We start from the raw sequence: 17,284 nt of genomic DNA, 5'->3' as shown, positions 1-17,284 counted from the left end.
CATGCCTTCACTCAAAGACGTCAAAATGAAGATCGTGGGGGTCGGCAAGACCAAGCAGATCACCAAGGCCATGAACATGGTGGCCTCGGCGAAGCTGCGCGGCGCGCAGGCCCGCATCGAACGCTTCAGGCCGTATGCGGCCAAATATCATGAGGTGCTCGCGGAACTGTCCGGCAAGGCGGAGGGCAACGCCCATCCCCTGCTCACGGAACACGAAGAAAAAAAGCATTGCGCCATTGTGCTGGTGACTTCTGACCGCGGCCTGTGCGGCAGCTTCAACAGCAACATCATCTCCGCCGCCCTGCAACTGGCCAGGGAGAAGACCGCGGAGGGCATGGAGATCCATTTCACCTGTGTGGGGCGCAAGGGGCGCGATGCCATGCGTGCCGCCGGACACACCATTGCCACTGCTTATGCCGACCGCATGGGCAGCATAGACTTTTCTCTGGCCGCGACCGTGGGCCAGGAGGTCATTCAGGGTTACGAGAGCCTTGCCTATGACGAAGTCTGGCTGATCTACGGGGAATTCGTGTCCATGGCCCAGCAGCCTCCGCGTACCCTCTGCCTGTTGCCCCTGCAGCCCCCCAAGGCCGATGACGCCGTGGCCGGTTCCGGAGAGCCGCGCTGCGAATACGTCTATGAGCCGCAGGAAGAAAAGCTGTTGGCGGAGCTTCTGCCCCGCTATATCAATGTGCAGATCTACCGAGGCATCCTGGATACCTCGGCCAGCGAGCACGCTGCCCGCATGGCCGCAATGGACAATGCCACGCGCAACTGCAACGAAATGATCAACATGCTGACCCTGCTCTACAACAAGACGCGGCAGGCCTCCATCACCAGCGAACTCATCGACATCGTCGGCGGCGCGGAAGCGCTGAAGGGTTAAGGAGCCAAAACATGAGCAAAAATATGGGTAAAGTCGTTCAGGTGATCGGCGCCGTCGTGGACGTCGAGTTCAGCGACGGCAATCTGCCGGATATCTTCACCGCCCTGGAGATAAAAAACCCGAACAACAACGACGCCCCGGAGCTTGTCTGTGAAGTGGCGCAGCATCTGGGCGACAATGTGGTGCGCACCATCGCCATGGACGCCACGGAAGGCTTGGTGCGCGGCATGGAGGCGCTGGACACCGGCAAGCCCATCATGGTGCCTGTGGGCAAGGCTTCCGTGAGCCGCATTCTCAACGTCATCGGCCGCCCCGTGGACGAGCTTGGCCCCATCAAGGCCGAAAAATACTATCCCATCCACCGCCCCGCCCCCGAGTTTACCGAGCAGAACACCAAGGTGGAACTGCTGGAAACCGGCATCAAGGTTGTGGACTTGCTGGTGCCCTTTCCCAAGGGCGGCAAGATGGGCCTCTTCGGCGGTGCTGGCGTGGGCAAGACCGTTATCCTGATGGAAATGATCAACAACATCGCCAAGCAGCACGGCGGTTCGTCGGTGTTTGCGGGCGTGGGCGAGCGCACCCGCGAAGGCAACGACCTGTACAACGAACTCAAGGAAGCCGGGGTTCTGGAGCGCGCGACACTGGTCTACGGCCAGATGAACGAACCTCCGGGAGCGCGCGCCCGCGTTGCCCTCACGGCTCTGGCCTGCGCGGAATACTTCCGTGATGAAGAGCATCAGGACGTGCTGCTCTTCATCGACAACATCTTCCGCTTCACCCAGGCCGGTTCGGAAGTATCCGCCCTGCTGGGCCGCATGCCTTCGGCCGTGGGCTACCAGCCCACACTGGGAACAGACCTTGGCGCCCTGCAGGAACGCATCACCTCCACCAGCAACGGTTCCATCACTTCGGTGCAGGCCGTGTACGTTCCTGCGGACGACCTGACAGACCCGGCCCCGGCGACCACCTTCTCGCATCTGGACGGAACCCTGGTTCTTTCCCGCCAGATTGCGGAACTGGGCATCTATCCCGCCGTGGACCCGCTGGACTCCACCTCCCGCATCCTGTCCCCTGATGTGGTGGGAGAAGAGCACTATTCCGTAGCGCGCCGCGTACAGATGGTTTTGCAGAAGTACAAGGAACTTCAGGACATCATCGCCATTCTGGGCATGGACGAACTGTCGGACGAGGACAAGCTGACCGTGGCGCGCGCACGCCGCATCCAGCGCTTCCTTTCGCAGCCCTTCCATGTGGCGGAAACCTTTACCGGAACGCCGGGCCAGTACGTCAAGCTTGAAGACACCATCAAGGGCTTCAAGGGCATTCTTGACGGCGAATACGACCATCTGGCCGAAGGCGACTTCTATATGCTGGGCGACATCGGACAGGCTGTGAGCAAGTACGAGCAGCGCAAGCAGCAGGATGCATGACAACTTCCGGGCGGTTCGGGCTTTCCCGGAACGGGAGGCCCGGACCGTGCCGCAGCATGAGGAGTATGTATGGGCACTCTGCAACTTGAAGTGGTGACGCCTGACAAAACCGTGGTCAGCAGTGCGGTGGAAATGGCCGTTTGCCCCGGGGTGGAAGGCGAATTCGGCGTGCTGCCCAAGCACGTTTCCCTGCTTTCCGCGCTGAAAATCGGCGGACTGCGCTACCGCATTGACGGCAGGGACGAGTACGTCTTCATTTCCGGCGGGTTTGCCGATGTGAACAACGATGTGCTGACCGTTCTTGCGGAATCGGCGGAACTGGCTCAGGACATTGATACGGCCAGAGCCCAGGCCGCCAGGGAGCGTGCGGAAAAGCGCCTTGCCCAGCAAGACGATCGGGTTGACGTTGCCAGGGCCGAGGCAGCCCTGAGCCGTGCCGTCACCCGCCTGTCTCTGGCCCAGTTGCGCTGAGGGCGGCGCGAACAGAAGCACGCCATGCTTTTTCGCCCAAAGTTTTTTGCGGCGTGACGGCATAACGTCCGCGAAGCGCGCATTTACCATCAATTTGAGGCCGTACCGGCTTGCCGGTGCGGCTTTTTGCATACCGTGCACGGCTCGCAGCATGGACTTTTTCAGCATTTTTTTCTATAGTATATGATTGCGGAAGCCGCGCACCAGCGTCCGCGCCTCCCTTGCACCGAACCCCGGACACGACCATGCCCAAACAGGAAAATATCCGCAATTTCTGCATCATCGCCCACATAGACCACGGCAAGTCCACTCTGGCTGACCGCATTCTGGAACTGACCAAGGTCGTCAGCCAGCGGGAAGCGCGCCAGCAGTACCTCGACCGGATGGATCTGGAGCGTGAGCGGGGCATTACCATCAAGGCCCAGACCGTGCGCATTCCCTACACTGCGTCTGACGGCAAAACCTATCAGTTGAATCTTATCGATACTCCGGGCCATGTGGACTTCAACTACGAGGTTTCCCGCTCGCTGGCGGCCTGCGAAGGGGCTTTGCTGGTGGTGGACGCAACGCAGGGAGTGGAAGCCCAGACCCTGGCCAACGTCTATCTGGCGCTGGATCACGACCATGAGATCATTCCCGTTCTGAACAAGATTGATCTCCCTAGTGCGGAAGTGGAGCGCGTCAAAACGGAGATAGAGGAGGGCATCGGCCTTGACTGTTCCGAAGCCGTGCCTGTTTCAGCCAAGACGGGGCTGGGCGTGGATGCCGTGCTGGAAGCCATTGTTGCGCGCCTGCCCCCGCCGGAAGGCGACCCCGAAGCTCCGCTCAAGGCGCTGATTTTTGACTCCTGGTACGACAGTTATCAGGGCGTGGTCATTCTTTTCCGTGTCATGGACGGAACCGTCAGACTCCATGATTCCGTCCGCCTCATGAGCACGGGCAAGGAATACGAAGTCCTGCGGCTCGGCGTTTTTTCGCCGGAATCCACTGATGTGGCGTCCCTGCGCGCGGGCGAGGTGGGTTTTTTGTGCGGCTCCATCAAGGAACTCGGCGATGCCCGTGTGGGCGACACCATCACCCTGGCCCAAAATCCGGCGGCCGAGCCTGTGCCGGGCTTCACCGAAGTCAAGGCCATGGTCTTTTGCGGCCTGTACCCCACAGATTCCGACGAGTACGAAAACCTCAAAAGCGCCCTGGAAAAGCTCCAACTCAATGACGCGGCCTTTTCTTTCGAACCGGAAACATCCCAGGCTCTGGGCTTCGGTTTTCGCTGCGGCTTTCTTGGCCTGCTGCACATGGAAATCATTCAGGAGCGGCTGGAAAGGGAGTTTGAGGTCGGCCTGATCGCCACCGCGCCCTCTGTTGTCTACAGGGTGGACACCAATGACGGCAAAACCCTGGAAATCGACAATCCCAGCCATTTGCCCGACCAGACCAAAATCCAGGCGTTGTACGAGCCGTATGTGGCCATGGACATTCATGTGCCCAACGAATTTGTGGGCAATGTGATGAAGCTGTGCGAAGAAAAACGCGGCACGCAGAAAAACCTGCACTATCTGGCCGCCAACCGCGTGGTGCTCAGCTACGAACTGCCCTTCGCGGAAATCGTTTACGACTTCTTTGACCGCCTCAAGTCCGCCACCCGCGGCTATGCGTCCATGGACTACCATCCCTTGGACTACCGCGCCTCACATCTGGTGCGGCTGGACATCATGCTCAATGGCGAGATTGTGGACGCGCTGGCGGTCATTGTGCACCGCGACCGCGCCTATGCCTACGGCCGGGCACTGGCCCTCAAACTCAAGCGCAGCATCCCGCGCCAGCTTTTTCAGGTGGCTATTCAGGCGGCCATCGGGCAAAAAATCATTGCCCGCGAAACCGTATCGGCTTTCCGCAAGGACGTGACCGCCAAATGCTACGGGGGCGACATCAGCCGAAAACGCAAACTTTTGGAAAAGCAGAAAGAAGGGAAAAAGCGCATGAAGCGCATGGGCAATGTGGAATTGCCCCAGGAGGCTTTTCTGGCGGCCTTGCGGGTGGGCGACGAATAAGCGCCCCCGCATCCTACCGCATCTTGCGGATATCCTGCTCCGCAACTCCCATGCGCCGCATGCACATGTCATAATAGGCCCGCCACGGAAAACTCTCACGGAAAAAATGACGGCCCTCGGGATTCATTTCCGTGGCTTCCCGACGGCACTGTTCGTGGGCCGCGCGCGCCTGCTCCTGCTCAAAGGTCAGGGGAGCGGCTTGGCGTGTGGCGCAGCCAGCCAGAAAAAACGCAAGGCAAAGGGCCGCAAACCCTGCTCCGGGCAGCATTTGACCACGCAAAGGCGCGCGGCCAAATGCTGCCCGCTTCAACGTACGGCAGAAAGCCATAAAAGACCTACGCCCTGTCGGCAAGGGCGGCCACCGAAGGCAAAATCTTGCCTTCCAGCAATTCCAGCGAAGCTCCGCCCCCTGTGGAGATATAGCCCATCTTGTCGGCGAGGCCATATTTTTCCACAGCCGCCACCGAGTCGCCGCCGCCCACCACCACAAAGGCCTTGCCTTCGGCCAGATGCCGGGCCAGGCTCTGGGTGCCTTCACCAAAAGGTTCTGTTTCAAAAGCGCCCACAGGGCCGTTCCAGACCACGGTTGCCGCTGTGCGCAGCATGTCCGCATACATGGCCACTGTCTGCGCCCCCACGTCCAGAATCATCTGGTTCTGCGGCACGGCATCCGCGGCCCGCGTGACAGCCTGCTGCCCCGGTGCCAGTTCCGCCGCGGTCACCACGTCCACGGGCAGGGGCAGAAGGCGGTTCAGGCTTCTGGCCCTTTCCATGATTTTTTGCGCGGCGGGGATCAGATCCGGCTCGCAGAGGGACGCTCCCACGCTGTACCCGGCCGCCGCCAGAAACGTATTGGCAATGCCCCCGCCCACAATGAGCATGTCCACCTTTTCCAGAAGGTTCTCCAGAAGCGCCAGCTTGGTGGAGACCTTGGAGCCGCCGATAATGGCCGCCAGCGGACGGGCGGGATTGTCCAGCACTTTGGCAAAGGCATCGAGTTCCGCCTGGAGCAGAGGCCCGGCGCAGGCCAGAGCCGCAGCCCGGACAGCGCCTTCTGTGGAGGCATGGGCCCTGTGGGCCGCCCCAAAGGCATCCATGACGTAAACTTCCCCCAAGGCGGCCAGACGGGCAGCCAGATCAGGATCGTTTTTCTTTTCGCCCTTCAAAAAACGGATATTTTCCAGAAGCGTCACTTGGCCCGGCAGCACGCGAACGTCTTCCAAGGTGTCCGCCAGTTTCACGGGCAACCCCAAAAGTTCGGAAAGCCGGGCCGCCACGGGCTTGAGCGAAAATTCTTCCTCATACTGTCCTTCCGTGGGCCGCCCCAGATGGGAGAGCAGCACAAGCCCGGCACCTTTTTCCAGCGCAACGCGCAGTGTGGGCAGGGCGGCGCGTATGCGCTTGTCGTTGCTGATCTTTCCGCCCTTCATGGGCACGTTGAAATCTTCCCTGATGACCACGCTCTTTCCCGCGAGGTCGAGATCCTGCATCTTTTTGACGGGCATGACCCCCTCCTTTCAGCAATTTTTTTCTGACACCAAAAATTGCATGACCAAGCTTTCCGGCTGTGGTCCGCTCAGGCAAGGGCCGTGAGCACATCCTCCGCCACTTCCACCACATGCTCCACACGAAAACCGAAGCGTGCAAACAGTTCGCTGGCAGGGGCCGATGCGCCGAACCGCTCCATGCCCACCACCGCGCCGTCCAGCCCCACATATTTGCGCCAGTAGTCCGCAGCAGAAGCCTCAACAGCGATGCGCGCGCGCACGGCGCGGGGCAGAACGCTTTCTTTCCAGGCAGCGTCCTGGGCATCAAAAATTTCGGCGCACGGCAGGGAGACCACCCGCACCCTTCGTCCCGAAGCCGTGAGGCTGTCGGCGGCGGCAAGCGCCAGATGCACTTCGGAGCCTGTTGCCAGCAGGATGAGATGGGGCGTACCCTCGCAGTCGCGCAACACATATCCGCCGCGGGCAATGGCGGCCACCTGCTGCCGACTGCGTGAACATGCGGGCAGGGCCTGGCGCGAGAGTGCCAGCACACTGGGCGTGCAGGAATTTTCCAGGGCACAGCGCCAGGCAAGGGCTGTTTCTGTGGCATCGCAGGGCCGCCAGACATGGCAGTTGGGCGTCAGACGCAGCATGCCCAGTTGTTCCACAGGCTGGTGGGTAGGCCCGTCTTCGCCCACGCCTATGGAGTCATGGGTCAGCACCCATACCGCGCGCAACCCCATGAGAGAAGCCAGACGCAGGGCGTTCTTGGCCTGATCCGCAAACGACAAAAAGGTTCCCGCGTAGGGGATGAATCCCCCGTGCGCGGCCAGCCCGTTCATGATGCAGCTCATGCCGAATTCCCGCACCCCGTACTGCACATAATTTCCCGTTCCCCGGCTGGCATCCATTGCCACAGACGCGGAAGTCCGCGTGCCCACCGAACCGCTCAGATCCGCGGAGCCGCCCACAAGTTCGGGCAAATACGGCACAAGGGACTCCAAAACCTTTTGGGAGGCCACACGGGTGGCCAGACTTTCCCCGCAGGCCGCAGCCGCCTCCACCATGCGCCCGGAAATCTGCTCCCAGTCGGCGGGAAGATCGCCGCGCATACGCCGCAGAAATTCCTCCGCCAGTTCCGGATGATCCTTGGCGTAGGCTGCAAAAGTGTTTTCCCACCGGGCTTGCAGCTCTTTGCCACGTTCACGGCCATCCCAGGCGGCACGCACGGCATCGGGCACGGCAAAAGGCGGTTCTTCCCAACCCAGAGTCTTGCGCATGGCAAGGATATTTTCCGCGCCGAGAGGCGAGCCGTGGCAGGACGCGCTGTCTGCCTTGGCCGATCCGTATCCGATGGATGTCCGGCAGATGATCAGGCTGGGATGATCCACATCGGCCCGCGCCCCGGCCAGGGCCGCGTCCAGAGCTTCGGGGCTGTGCCCGTCCACAGGCCCGATGACCTGCCACCGGCACGCGCGGTAGCGGGCCGCCACGTCCTCGGTGAACCAGCCGTCAATGCTGCCGTCAATGGAAATGCCGTTGGCATCGTACAGGACAATGAGCTTTCCCAGGCCCCAGGTTCCCGCAAGAGAGCAGGCCTCGTGGGAAACACCTTCCATGAGGCAGCCGTCACCCGTAAAAACATAGGTGTGGTGATTCACAATGCTGTGTTCCGGCGTATTGTACCGGGCGGCCAGCAGTTTTTCTGCCAGCGCCATGCCCACAGCCGAGGCAATGCCCTGCCCCAGCGGGCCGGTGGTCAGGTCAATGCCCAGTTCCGGTTCCCTCTCGGGATGCCCCGGCGTTTTGGATCCCCACTGGCGAAAATTGCGGATCTCCTCCGTGGGCATGTCATATCCGCTCATGTGCAGCAGGGCGTACAGCAGCATGGACGCATGGCCGTTGGAAAGCACAAAGCGGTCGCGGTCAGGCCAGTGCGGATCTGCAGGATTGTGCTTCAGGACATGACGCCAGAGGGCTTCGGCCATATCCGCCATGCCGAGGGGGGCGCCGGGATGGCCGGAGCGGGCCTGCTCAATGGCATCCACGGCAAGAAAACGGAGGGCATTGGCGCACTGTTTGCGGGTGGGCATGAAAAAATCCTTTTTCTTGGAGGTGGCGGATCATGCCCGCGGCAGGCGGGCTTTCCATTGGGCTGCGGCCGACAGCGCAGGACGCGCCACCCGGCCCGCCAGCGGCCGCAAAAAGGCCTCCAGCCGCTGGTCATAAGGTTTGTGACCAAAAAAGGCTGATCCGGAAACCAGAATGTCCGCGCCGGCTTCCGCCAGCAGGGCCGCGTTTTCCGGGCAGGCTCCTCCGTCCATCTGGATGGGCACTCCGGCCCCTCCGCTCTCGTCCAAAACGCGCCGGGCGCTGCGGATTTTTTCGTATGTGCCGGGCAAAAAGCTCTGTCCGGAAAAACCGGGGTTGACGCCCATGACAAGCAAAAGATCCATGTCCGCCGCCAGCCAGCGGAGGGCATTCACGTCCGTGCCGGGATTGAGGGCCAGACCGGCCTTGCGCCCCATGCCCCGGATGGCAGCCAGTGTGCGCTGCGGATGCCTGTCGGCCTCGGCGTGGATGACCAGAAGATCCGCCCCGGCCTCGCAAAAGACTTCCAGATAACGCGCCGGATCCTCCACCATGAGGTGCACGTCAAAAAAAAGCCCGCTGACCCGGCGCAAGGCCGCGATCACCGGGGGACCAAAGGTGATGTTGGGCACAAACGCGCCGTCCATCACGTCCAGATGCACCCAGGTCAGCCCGGCGGCTTCCAGAGCGGACAGTTCTTCAGCCAGGCGGGAAAAATCCGCCGAGAGCAGGGAGGGAGAAAGAATCATGGTTTTTTCCTGAAAAAGCTCGTGCTTTGCCTGTTGCATCCCGGCAAGGGGGAATGCGGCGACTCATCCTTCCTTGCCGAGCAGACGCTGTACGGCCGCAAGCTCGCGCTTGAGCATGCGCATGAAATTGGCGTCCGGCACGGCGACAATTTTTTCCGGCAAGGATTCGTCCAGCACAGCACTGCCCTGGAGCACACGCCGGGCGCCTTCGATGGTCATGCCCTGCTCGTGCAGCAGCTGCCGGATACGCCGCAGCAGGGCCACATGCTCCGCAGCATACAGGCGCTGGCCCTTGGCCGTACGAAAAGGATCCAGTTGGGGAAATTCCGTTTCCCAAAAGCGCAGAACATGCGGCTTGAGGTTGAGCATTTCTGCAACCTCGCCGATGCGGTATCTGTGTTCCGGCTGCGAATCCGGCATGCCCACCTCTGCCCAACAGCCCGCGCACGGCGCGGCCGCGCTATACCGTGACTCCCAGAGTCTTTACCAAGGATTGTGCCACCTTTTCCCGCTCCTTGTCCACCTCCGCATCCTTGAGGGTGCGCTGCGCATGGCGGAAAGTCAGGCGGAAAGAAAGCTTGCGCACAGGCTCTTCCCCGGCGGCAGGTTCCGGCTCGAAACAGGCCACCAGCACCACATCTTCCAGAAGGGGCAGAGCCATGCCGCGCATATGCTCCATGATGAGCCCCACCGTGACTCCCGGCCCGGCAGCCACCGTAATGTCACGCCGCACCGGCGGATAGACGGGCAGGGCTGCAAAGCGCACCCGCACGGCATCGTGCAGGTCCCGCAGGATTTCCAGATTCAATTCCGCCAGCCACACATCCTTGCGGGCATGGTATACGTCCGCCATCTGGGGTTTGACGCGCCCCATGACACCTGCCTTCTTTCCTCCGATCTCGATATCCACGCACGGCAAGAGAAAGGGGTGCGCCTCCGCCGCGCGACACAGCGGCGGCTCCAGATGCAGAAAGTGCAGCAGATTTTCCACCAGTCCCTTGAGGTCGGCATAGTCCGCGTCTTCCTCGGGCTGCGGCCAGGCCGCGTCATGCCGGGAGCCGCAAAGCAACAAACCCAGCATGCCCGTTTCCCGCACACCGCTCTCTGCGGAAGGTTCGGCCGCAAAAACGTGGGCCAGTTCAAAAATCCGCAAGCCAGCCGCTCCCTGCGCCAGATTGTTGCGCAGGGTATGGAGCAGGCCGGGAGCCAGCACTGTGCGCAGGGCGTCCTGCTCCGCGGAAAGGGGATTCATGATGGAAACCCGGCCTTCGCGCGGCAGGGAAAGAAGATCCAGATCCCTGTGCCCCACAAAGCTGTAATTCACGGCTTCGTTCAGGCCGAGCCCAGCCCCCCACCGCTTGAGGCGCGCCCAGAAACCGTGGCGCGATTCCGGGGCTCCGGCACGCGCGAGAGAGCGCGTCAGCGGCGGCAGAACCGGCTCAATGCTGTCCAGACCGTGAAAACGACCGATTTCTTCCACCAGATCGGCCTCGCGGGTCAGGTCAGGACGCCACGACGGCTGCACAACATGCCACACAGCGCTGTTTTCGCCCGTGTCCACGGCGCAGCCCAGGCCAGCAAGCGTCCGTTTTGCAAATTCCGGCTCAATGCGCACCCCCAGCAGGGCATTGGCACGGGCCGGACGAAAGTCCACACGCGCAGCCCGGAAAGGGCGCGGCTGGCTGACGGAAAGCCCGCGCCGCACGCGGCCGCCGCCCAGGGCGGCCATCATGGCGCAGGCCCGGTCCAGCGCCCACAGTGTGCGCTCCTGGTCGATGCCGCGTTCAAAACGGTAGGAAGATTCGGAGGAAAGCCCCAACCTGCGGGATGTTCTGCGGATGGATGCCGGCTGGAAGACGGCGCTTTCCAGAAAGACCGTGCTGGTGGACGCCGTGACTTCCGTGGCCAGCCCGCCCATGACTCCCGCCAGAGCCACCGCACGTCCGGCATCACAAATGCACAAATCCCCCGCCGCAAGGCGGCGCTCCTGCCCGTCCAGCGTGACAAGGCATTCCCCTTCCACGGCCCGGCGCACCACAATGCGCCCGCCCTCCAGCCTGTCCAGGTCAAAGGCGTGAAGGGGCTGACCGCATTCAAAAAGAATGTAGTTGGTCACGTCCACAATATTGGAAATGGGGCGCACGCCCACAGCATGCAGCCTGTGGCGCACATGCGCGGGCGACGGCCCCACGCGCAGCCCGCCAAGCACGCGCCCCGCATACAGCCAGCAAAGCTCCGGCTCTTCGATATTCACGGGAACAAGGGCTTCCGGAGCGGACTCGTCCTCCGTCAGGGGCAGTTGCGAAACGGACAGGGGCAGACCGAAGGCCAGAGCTGTTTCACGGGCAAGCCCCAGCACGCTCAGGCAGTCCGCCCGGTTGGGCGTGACGGAAATATCCAGAATTTCCCTGTCCAGAGCCAGTTGATCCACCAGCGGCCTGCCCGCCACAAAATTTTCCGGCAGAACCATGATGCCGCTGTGCTCGTCGGCAAGGCCCAACTCCCGTTCGGAACAGATCATGCCCTCCGACGGCGCTCCGCGCAGTTTGGCCTTCTTGATCACCAGCCCGTCAGGCATCACTGTGCCCACCAGAGCCACGGGAACTTTCTGCCCTTGGGCCACATTGGGCGCTCCGCAAACAATGTCCAGCAGGGCTTCCTGCCCGGCGTCCACCTTGCAGATGTGCAGATGGTCCGATTCGGGATGGGCCTCGCAAGACACCACATGCCCCACCACAATGGACGCAATGGCGTCATGGGGCCGCCGGATGTCTTCCAGTTCCAGCCCCAGCATGGTCAGTCTGTCGCCCAGAGCCTGGGCAGTGCCTTCGTAGGGAGTGAACTCACGCAACCATGAAAGTGAAAGCAGCATACTCTTTCCTGTGGGCGCACCGCACGCTGCGGACGCAGAGGTTGTACATCGCCGCCGGCTCCTCCGGCAGCGGAAAGGGCGGGGACTCCCGGCACACGCCGCGTGTCCGCCTACCGGAAATTCCAGACCGGCGTTCTGTCTGCCGGAACATCGGGCAGAGGGCGCTCTGCCGGGGGAGCTTCCCGCACGGGAGACGGCCTGCGGCGGGGGGCATCTGCGCGGGCATCGCCGCCCCGCACGGCATTGCCGTATGCGTCGGTATATCCCATGCCGCCTTCAGGCGTACGCCCCACAGACGCACCCGGTACATTTTCCAGTGGACGCGGGCCTCCCGGCGGCTCAAGACCGGAGCGCCGCGCACTGTACGCCGAAGCCGCCATGGCCGCAGGCTCCGGCACGATCAGGCACAAAGCCAGAAAAGCCAGCGCCGCGCGCGCCCAGCAAGTAGCACGACCGTGCAGGACGGTGCCCGCCTCACGCACCGAATTGCCCCAGAAAGCGCGTATCGTTCTCAAAAAACATGCGCAGATCGCCGATGCCGTACTTGAGCATGGCCACACGCTCCACCCCCATGCCAAAGGCAAAGCCGCTCACATCGGCGGGATAGCCCACAGCCTCGAAAACCGCCGGATCCACCATGCCGCAGCCCAAAATTTCCACCCAGCCCGTGCCCTTGCACACGCGGCAGCCCGTGCCGTCAATCTGCCCCTGACCGCCGCAGATGCAACACGAAATGTCCGCTTCTGCCGAAGGTTCCGTAAAAGGGAAAAAGCTGGGGCGAAAGCGCACGCGGGTTTCCGCGCCAAAAACCGCATGCACAAAGGCCGTCAGCGTGCCCCGCAAATGGGCCATGCTGACGCCGTCACCCACCAGGAGCCCTTCTATCTGGTGAAACATGGGGGTGTGGGTCAGATCACTGTCGCGCCGGTAGACCTTGCCGGGCGCGATCACGGCCAAGGGGGGGCGGGAGGCCAGCATGGCGCGCACCTGCACGGGTGACGTATGCGTCCGCATGAGGACGCTGTCGGTGATGTACAGGGTGTCCTGCATGTCGCGGGCGGGATGTTCCGGCGGCATGTTCAGGGAGGCAAAGTTGTAATGATCAGTTTCCGCTTCCGGCCCGGAGGCCACATCAAAGCCCAGCCCCTGGAAGACACGACAGATTTCTTCCGTCACCAGCGTTGTGGGGTGCAAGCTGCCGCGCCAGGGAGCGCGGCCGGGCATGGAGGGATCAAAGCGCCGCAGGGCCTCGGCCTCGCGGGCAGCCTCCAGAACCGCCTTGCGGGCCTCGAAAAGCTCGTTGCAGCGTTCCTTGACGCTGTTGGCCGTCTGCCCCACCGCAGGGCGCGCACCTGGCTCCAGCTCCGGCAGGCAGGACATGATCCGGGCAATACGCCCCTTGCGCCCCAGCACGTCCACGCGCAGGGCTTCCAATTCCTCCGGCCTCGTGGCCCGCTCCAGCCCATCGGCCAGTTGGGGGACAATATCTTCCAGTGCAGCAATAAGATCCATGAGGGCTTTCCCGCGCCGGGAACCGGCGCTGACGTTAGAGCATAATAAAGAACGGACAGCGCGAACGCCGTCCGTTTCTATCATATGGCCCCGTGTTCCCGCAAGCGGGCGGGGCCGTCCACGCAGGCTGCATCCGGCACCAAAAGCAGGCGGCTTACGCCAGAGCCGCCTTGGCCAGATCCACAATCTTGGAAAAATCGTCTTTCTGATACACAGCCAAGTCCGCCAGCACCTTGCGGTTGAGATCAATGCCCGCCTTCTTGAGTCCGTGCATGAAGCGGCTGTAGGAAAGCCCGCTGAGGCGCGCGCCCGCGTTGATACGCAGTATCCACAGGCTGCGGAAATCGCGCTTGCGCAGTTTGCGGCCCACATAGGCATATTGCATGGAGCGTTCCACAGCCTCGCGGGCAGTGCGGTACAAACGGCTGCGTCCGCCGCGAAAACCCTTGGCGGCGGTCAGGTATTTCTTGTGGCGGCGATGGGCTGCCAATCCTCTCTTCACACGCATGAGCGTATCCTCCTTGCTCCCGGCAGGCGGAGGGAAGCCTGGAAAGGAGCGTATGGCATAAAACTGTCTGCCCTCCGGAGAGGGATGCGGATTGAACTCTGGTCACGGCTCCACACGCGCCGCTGGCGCACATGCGCCTTGCCGCCAACGGTAACCCGCCACGCGGCATGTGCCCACAGGCAATCAACCGTTGGGCAGCATCCGGCGCACGGCCTTTTCGTTGGCACTGTCCACAATGGCGGACTGGCCCAGGCGCATTTTGCGACCAGGGGCTTTCTTGGTCAGAATGTGGCGCATGTTCTGGCGGCGACGCTTGAACTTGCCGCTGCCGGTGAGCGAAAAACGCTTGGCAGCGGAACGCCGGGTTTTGATCTTGGGCATGGCGTACTCCTTGGCAAAAACATATGCTCCCGGCGCGCAGGGCACACCGGAAGAAACGGCATGATGCCCCAAAGCCTTGCACCGCGCAAGAAAAATTTCCCCTGCACAGAAAGGCTATTTTTTGGGCACCAGCATCATCTGCAACGTGCGGCCTTCGGCGCGCGGCTCCTGATCCACCTTGGCCACATCGGCCAGATCCCGCACCACTCTTTCCAGAATGCTCATGCCACGGTCCTTGTGGACAATTTCGCGCCCCCGGAAAAATACCGTGATCTTGCAGCGGTCGCCTTCTTCCAGAAACCGCCGGATATGGCGGACCTTGGTTTCGTAATCGTGATCGTCGGTCTTGGGGCGCACCTTGATTTCCTTGATCTGCACCACAGCCTGACGCTTTTTGGCTTCCTGCTTCTTCTTCTGCTGTTCGTACTTGAACTTTCCGTAGTCCATTATCCGGCACACAGGGGGCTCGGCCGTGGCGGAAACCTCCACCAGGTCCATGCCCGCCTCCTTGGCCAGAGCAATGGCTTCGTTGCGTTGCAGAATGCCCAACTGCTCGCCGTCGGCGGCGATGACGCGCACCTCCCGCGCCCGGATCAGTTCGTTGCGGCGCACGCCGTCCTGCGGCACGTCGCGCCGGAATCTCATGTTAGGAGAAGCTATAGCACATACCTCCCTGTTTGAAAGGCTCTTCGGCATCCGCCCGGACAAGCCCGGCAATCTCCGTCACGGATTTGAGCCCCAGATTTTCTCCGCTGCGCAGGCGCACGCTGGCTCCGCCCTCCTGCGCCTCCTTCTCTCCAACCACAAGGACATAGGGAACCTTGGCCACCTGGGCCTCGCGCACCTTGAAGCCCAGCTTCTCGTTCCTGAGATCGGACGCAACCCTGATTCCCGCATCTTTCAGCCGGGCACAAAGCTCCTGCGCCGCGGCGTCTCCAGCCCCGGTAACCGTAAGCACGCGGGCCTGCTCCGGCGCGAACCAGACGGGCAAAGCCCCAGCATAGTGCTCCACAAGAATGCCGATGAACCTTTCCAGCGAACCCATGATGGCCCGGTGCACCATGACAGGCCGATGACGCCCGCCGTCCTGACCGATATAAGCCAAATCGAAACGCTCGGGGAGGGTAAAGTCCACCTGTATGGTGGAACACTGCCACTCGCGCCCGATGCAGTCCAAAAGGCGCACGTCGATCTTGGGGCCGTAAAAGGCTCCGTCCCCCTTGTTCACGGTATAGGGCAGGCCAGCCTTTTCCACCGCGCCCACAAGGGCGCTGGTCGCCATTTCCCACGCCTCGTCCGTGCCTATGCTCTGTTCGGGACGGGTGGAAACCGCCACTTTGTATTCAAAGCCGAACAGTCCCATCAAATCCCGTACCAGATGGATGACGCCGAGGATCTCCTCCTCCAGTTGTTCCGGCATGCACAGAATATGGGCATCGTCCTGGGTGAACTGGCGCACGCGCAAAAGGCCGTGCAGCACGCCGCTTTTTTCGTGGCGGTGCACCACCCCCAGTTCAAAGTACCGCTGCGGGAGGTCACGGTAGCTGCGCAGCTCGTTTCCGAAAATGAGCATGTGCGCAATGCAGTTCATGGGCTTGATGCCGTAGGCATCCTCGTCAATGCTGCTGAAATACATGTTGTCGCGGTAATTGTCGTAATGCCCGGATTTCATCCAGGTTTCCACGCGCAGCATCTGCGGCCCCTGAACAAGCTCATACCCGCGCCGCAAATGCTCGCGCCGCCAGAAATCCTCCAGAATCGTGCGCACCAGCATGCCCTTGGGCAGCCAGAAAACCATGCCCGGAGCCACATCTTCCCTGAAGGAAAAAAGGCGCAGATCCTTGCCCAGCTTGCGGTGGTCACGCCTTCTGGCTTCCTCAAGCTGTTGCAGATACGCTCCGAGCGCCTTTTCGTCGGCAAAGGCCGTTCCGTAAATGCGCGAGAGCATGGCATTTTTTTCGTCACCGCGCCAGTAGGCTCCGGCCACGCTCATGAGTTTGGAGGCGCGCACAAAACCCGTATCCGGCACATGCGGACCACGGCAGAGGTCGGTAAATTCGCCGCAGGTGTACAGCGAAACCGTGTCCCCCTCAATGCCCTCCACAATTTCCACCTTGTAGCTTTCGCCTGCGGCCCGAAAAAACTCCACAGCCTCGGCCTTGCCCATTTCCCGGCGCACAAAAGGCTGACGGGCGTCCACAATGCGCCGCATCTCTGCCTCGATAGCCGGAAAATCCTCGCTGGAAAAAGGCCGCGCCACGGCAAAATCGTAGTAAAATCCGTTGTCAATGGCCGGGCCGATGGTCACCCTGGCTTCGGGAAAGAGCCGCTTGACAGCCGCCGCCATGACATGGGCCGCAGAATGGCGGATCAGTTCCAGCCCGCGGGGATCTTCCCCGAACACCGGCGTCAGCGCATCACAGCCCGCAGGCAGGGGTGCGTGGAGATCCAGCAGTTCGCCGCTGGCTCCACATGCGGCCACCACTGCCTTGAACCTCTTCCCGCTCAGGGCTTTGCGGAGCGTGGACGCCACGGAATCCCCGGCTTCCACCATCTGCCCCTCCACACGGACATCCATGTCACTCTCCTTGCGCGGCGCACAACAAATGCATAAAAAATGGGGAGGCAAACCTCCCCACTGCGCCAGTACCGGTCTTTGGCTGCCCTGCGGCAACCTTTGCTATGGGCGGGGCACCAAACCTTCCGCCGCCTGTGAGGGGGCAAGCCCCTGTGCGTCTTTTTTGGTAGGAACGAGCAGACTTGAACTGCTGACCCCTTCCGTGTCAAGGAAGTGCTCTAGCCACCTGAGCTACGCTCCTACAATGAGGCAGATTCGTCTTATACCC

The 17,284-nt window shown here is 61.9% G+C and carries 16 protein-coding genes and 1 tRNA gene; 4 read left to right on the top strand and 13 right to left on the bottom strand.

Annotation, left to right across the window (positions count from 1 at the left end):
• The first annotated feature begins 1 nt into the window (after position 1).
• The 4 genes from EII23_RS02550 to lepA all read left to right on the top strand — a co-directional run bounded on the left by EII23_RS02550 (position 2) and on the right by lepA (position 4,838).
• The gene (locus EII23_RS02550) at positions 2–886 is read left to right on the top strand and encodes a F0F1 ATP synthase subunit gamma (protein WP_124791821.1); all 885 of its coding nucleotides are present in this window, start codon (positions 2–4) and stop codon (positions 884–886) included.
• A gap of 11 nt (positions 887–897) precedes the next feature.
• Positions 898–2,316: a F0F1 ATP synthase subunit beta gene (atpD, locus tag EII23_RS02545; RefSeq protein ID WP_124791819.1), complete on the top strand. Its 1,419-nt coding sequence runs from the start codon at positions 898–900 to the stop codon at positions 2,314–2,316.
• Positions 2,317–2,385: 69 nt separating this feature from the next.
• Entirely contained in the window at positions 2,386–2,787 is a 402-nt protein-coding gene (locus EII23_RS02540) for a F0F1 ATP synthase subunit epsilon (protein ID WP_124791817.1), read from the top strand.
• A 245-nt stretch (positions 2,788–3,032) separates the two neighbouring features.
• Complete coding sequence (lepA, locus tag EII23_RS02535) at positions 3,033–4,838, top strand: translation elongation factor 4 (protein ID WP_124791815.1); 1,806 nt, start codon at positions 3,033–3,035, stop codon at positions 4,836–4,838.
• Positions 4,839–4,851: 13 nt separating this feature from the next.
• On the opposite strand, the gene EII23_RS02530 is transcribed toward lepA, so the two are convergent.
• The 13 genes from EII23_RS02530 to EII23_RS02470 all read right to left on the bottom strand — a co-directional run bounded on the left by EII23_RS02530 (position 4,852) and on the right by EII23_RS02470 (position 17,257).
• Entirely contained in the window at positions 4,852–5,166 is a 315-nt protein-coding gene (locus EII23_RS02530) for a hypothetical protein (protein WP_260424557.1), read from the bottom strand.
• 7 nt (positions 5,167–5,173) lie between these two features.
• On the bottom strand, positions 5,174–6,343 hold the full coding sequence (locus EII23_RS02525) for a phosphoglycerate kinase (RefSeq protein WP_124791813.1): 1,170 nt from the start codon (positions 6,341–6,343) through the stop codon (positions 5,174–5,176).
• A 71-nt stretch (positions 6,344–6,414) separates the two neighbouring features.
• Complete coding sequence (gene tkt, locus EII23_RS02520) at positions 6,415–8,418, bottom strand: transketolase (protein WP_124791811.1); 2,004 nt, start codon at positions 8,416–8,418, stop codon at positions 6,415–6,417.
• A 30-nt stretch (positions 8,419–8,448) separates the two neighbouring features.
• Positions 8,449–9,165, bottom strand: a complete 717-nt coding sequence (gene rpe / locus EII23_RS02515) for a ribulose-phosphate 3-epimerase (protein WP_124791809.1) — start codon at positions 9,163–9,165, stop codon at positions 8,449–8,451.
• A gap of 63 nt (positions 9,166–9,228) precedes the next feature.
• Complete coding sequence (locus EII23_RS02510; protein ID WP_124791807.1) at positions 9,229–9,585, bottom strand: MerR family transcriptional regulator; 357 nt, start codon at positions 9,583–9,585, stop codon at positions 9,229–9,231.
• Between the two features lie 40 nt (positions 9,586–9,625).
• Positions 9,626–12,037: a phenylalanine--tRNA ligase subunit beta gene (gene pheT / locus EII23_RS02505; protein WP_124791805.1), complete on the bottom strand. Its 2,412-nt coding sequence runs from the start codon at positions 12,035–12,037 to the stop codon at positions 9,626–9,628.
• 110 nt (positions 12,038–12,147) lie between these two features.
• Positions 12,148–12,552: a translation initiation factor IF-2 gene (locus EII23_RS02500; RefSeq protein ID WP_124791803.1), complete on the bottom strand. Its 405-nt coding sequence runs from the start codon at positions 12,550–12,552 to the stop codon at positions 12,148–12,150.
• On the bottom strand, positions 12,512–13,549 hold the full coding sequence (pheS, locus tag EII23_RS02495) for a phenylalanine--tRNA ligase subunit alpha (protein WP_124791801.1): 1,038 nt from the start codon (positions 13,547–13,549) through the stop codon (positions 12,512–12,514). Before pheS ends, EII23_RS02500 begins: the two co-directional genes overlap by 41 nt.
• A gap of 154 nt (positions 13,550–13,703) precedes the next feature.
• Positions 13,704–14,057, bottom strand: coding sequence for a 50S ribosomal protein L20 (gene rplT, locus EII23_RS02490; protein ID WP_124791799.1), 354 nt, complete (start codon positions 14,055–14,057; stop codon positions 13,704–13,706).
• 183 nt (positions 14,058–14,240) lie between these two features.
• Positions 14,241–14,438, bottom strand: a complete 198-nt coding sequence (gene rpmI / locus EII23_RS02485) for a 50S ribosomal protein L35 (protein WP_124791797.1) — start codon at positions 14,436–14,438, stop codon at positions 14,241–14,243.
• 114 nt (positions 14,439–14,552) lie between these two features.
• Positions 14,553–15,083: a translation initiation factor IF-3 gene (gene infC, locus EII23_RS02480; protein ID WP_124791795.1), complete on the bottom strand. Its 531-nt coding sequence runs from the start codon at positions 15,081–15,083 to the stop codon at positions 14,553–14,555.
• A gap of 1 nt (position 15,084) precedes the next feature.
• Positions 15,085–17,016, bottom strand: a complete 1,932-nt coding sequence (gene thrS, locus EII23_RS02475) for a threonine--tRNA ligase (protein ID WP_124791793.1) — start codon at positions 17,014–17,016, stop codon at positions 15,085–15,087.
• Positions 17,017–17,180: 164 nt separating this feature from the next.
• Positions 17,181–17,257, bottom strand: a tRNA-Val gene (locus tag EII23_RS02470).
• Between the last annotated feature and the right edge of the window lie 27 nt (positions 17,258–17,284).

This window comes from Desulfovibrio sp. OH1186_COT-070, from assembly GCF_003860215.1.
Taxonomy (GTDB): domain Bacteria; phylum Desulfobacterota; class Desulfovibrionia; order Desulfovibrionales; family Desulfovibrionaceae; genus Desulfovibrio.
Note: the sequence above shows the minus strand (reverse complement) of the source record. Positions and strands in the feature narration are given on the sequence as shown.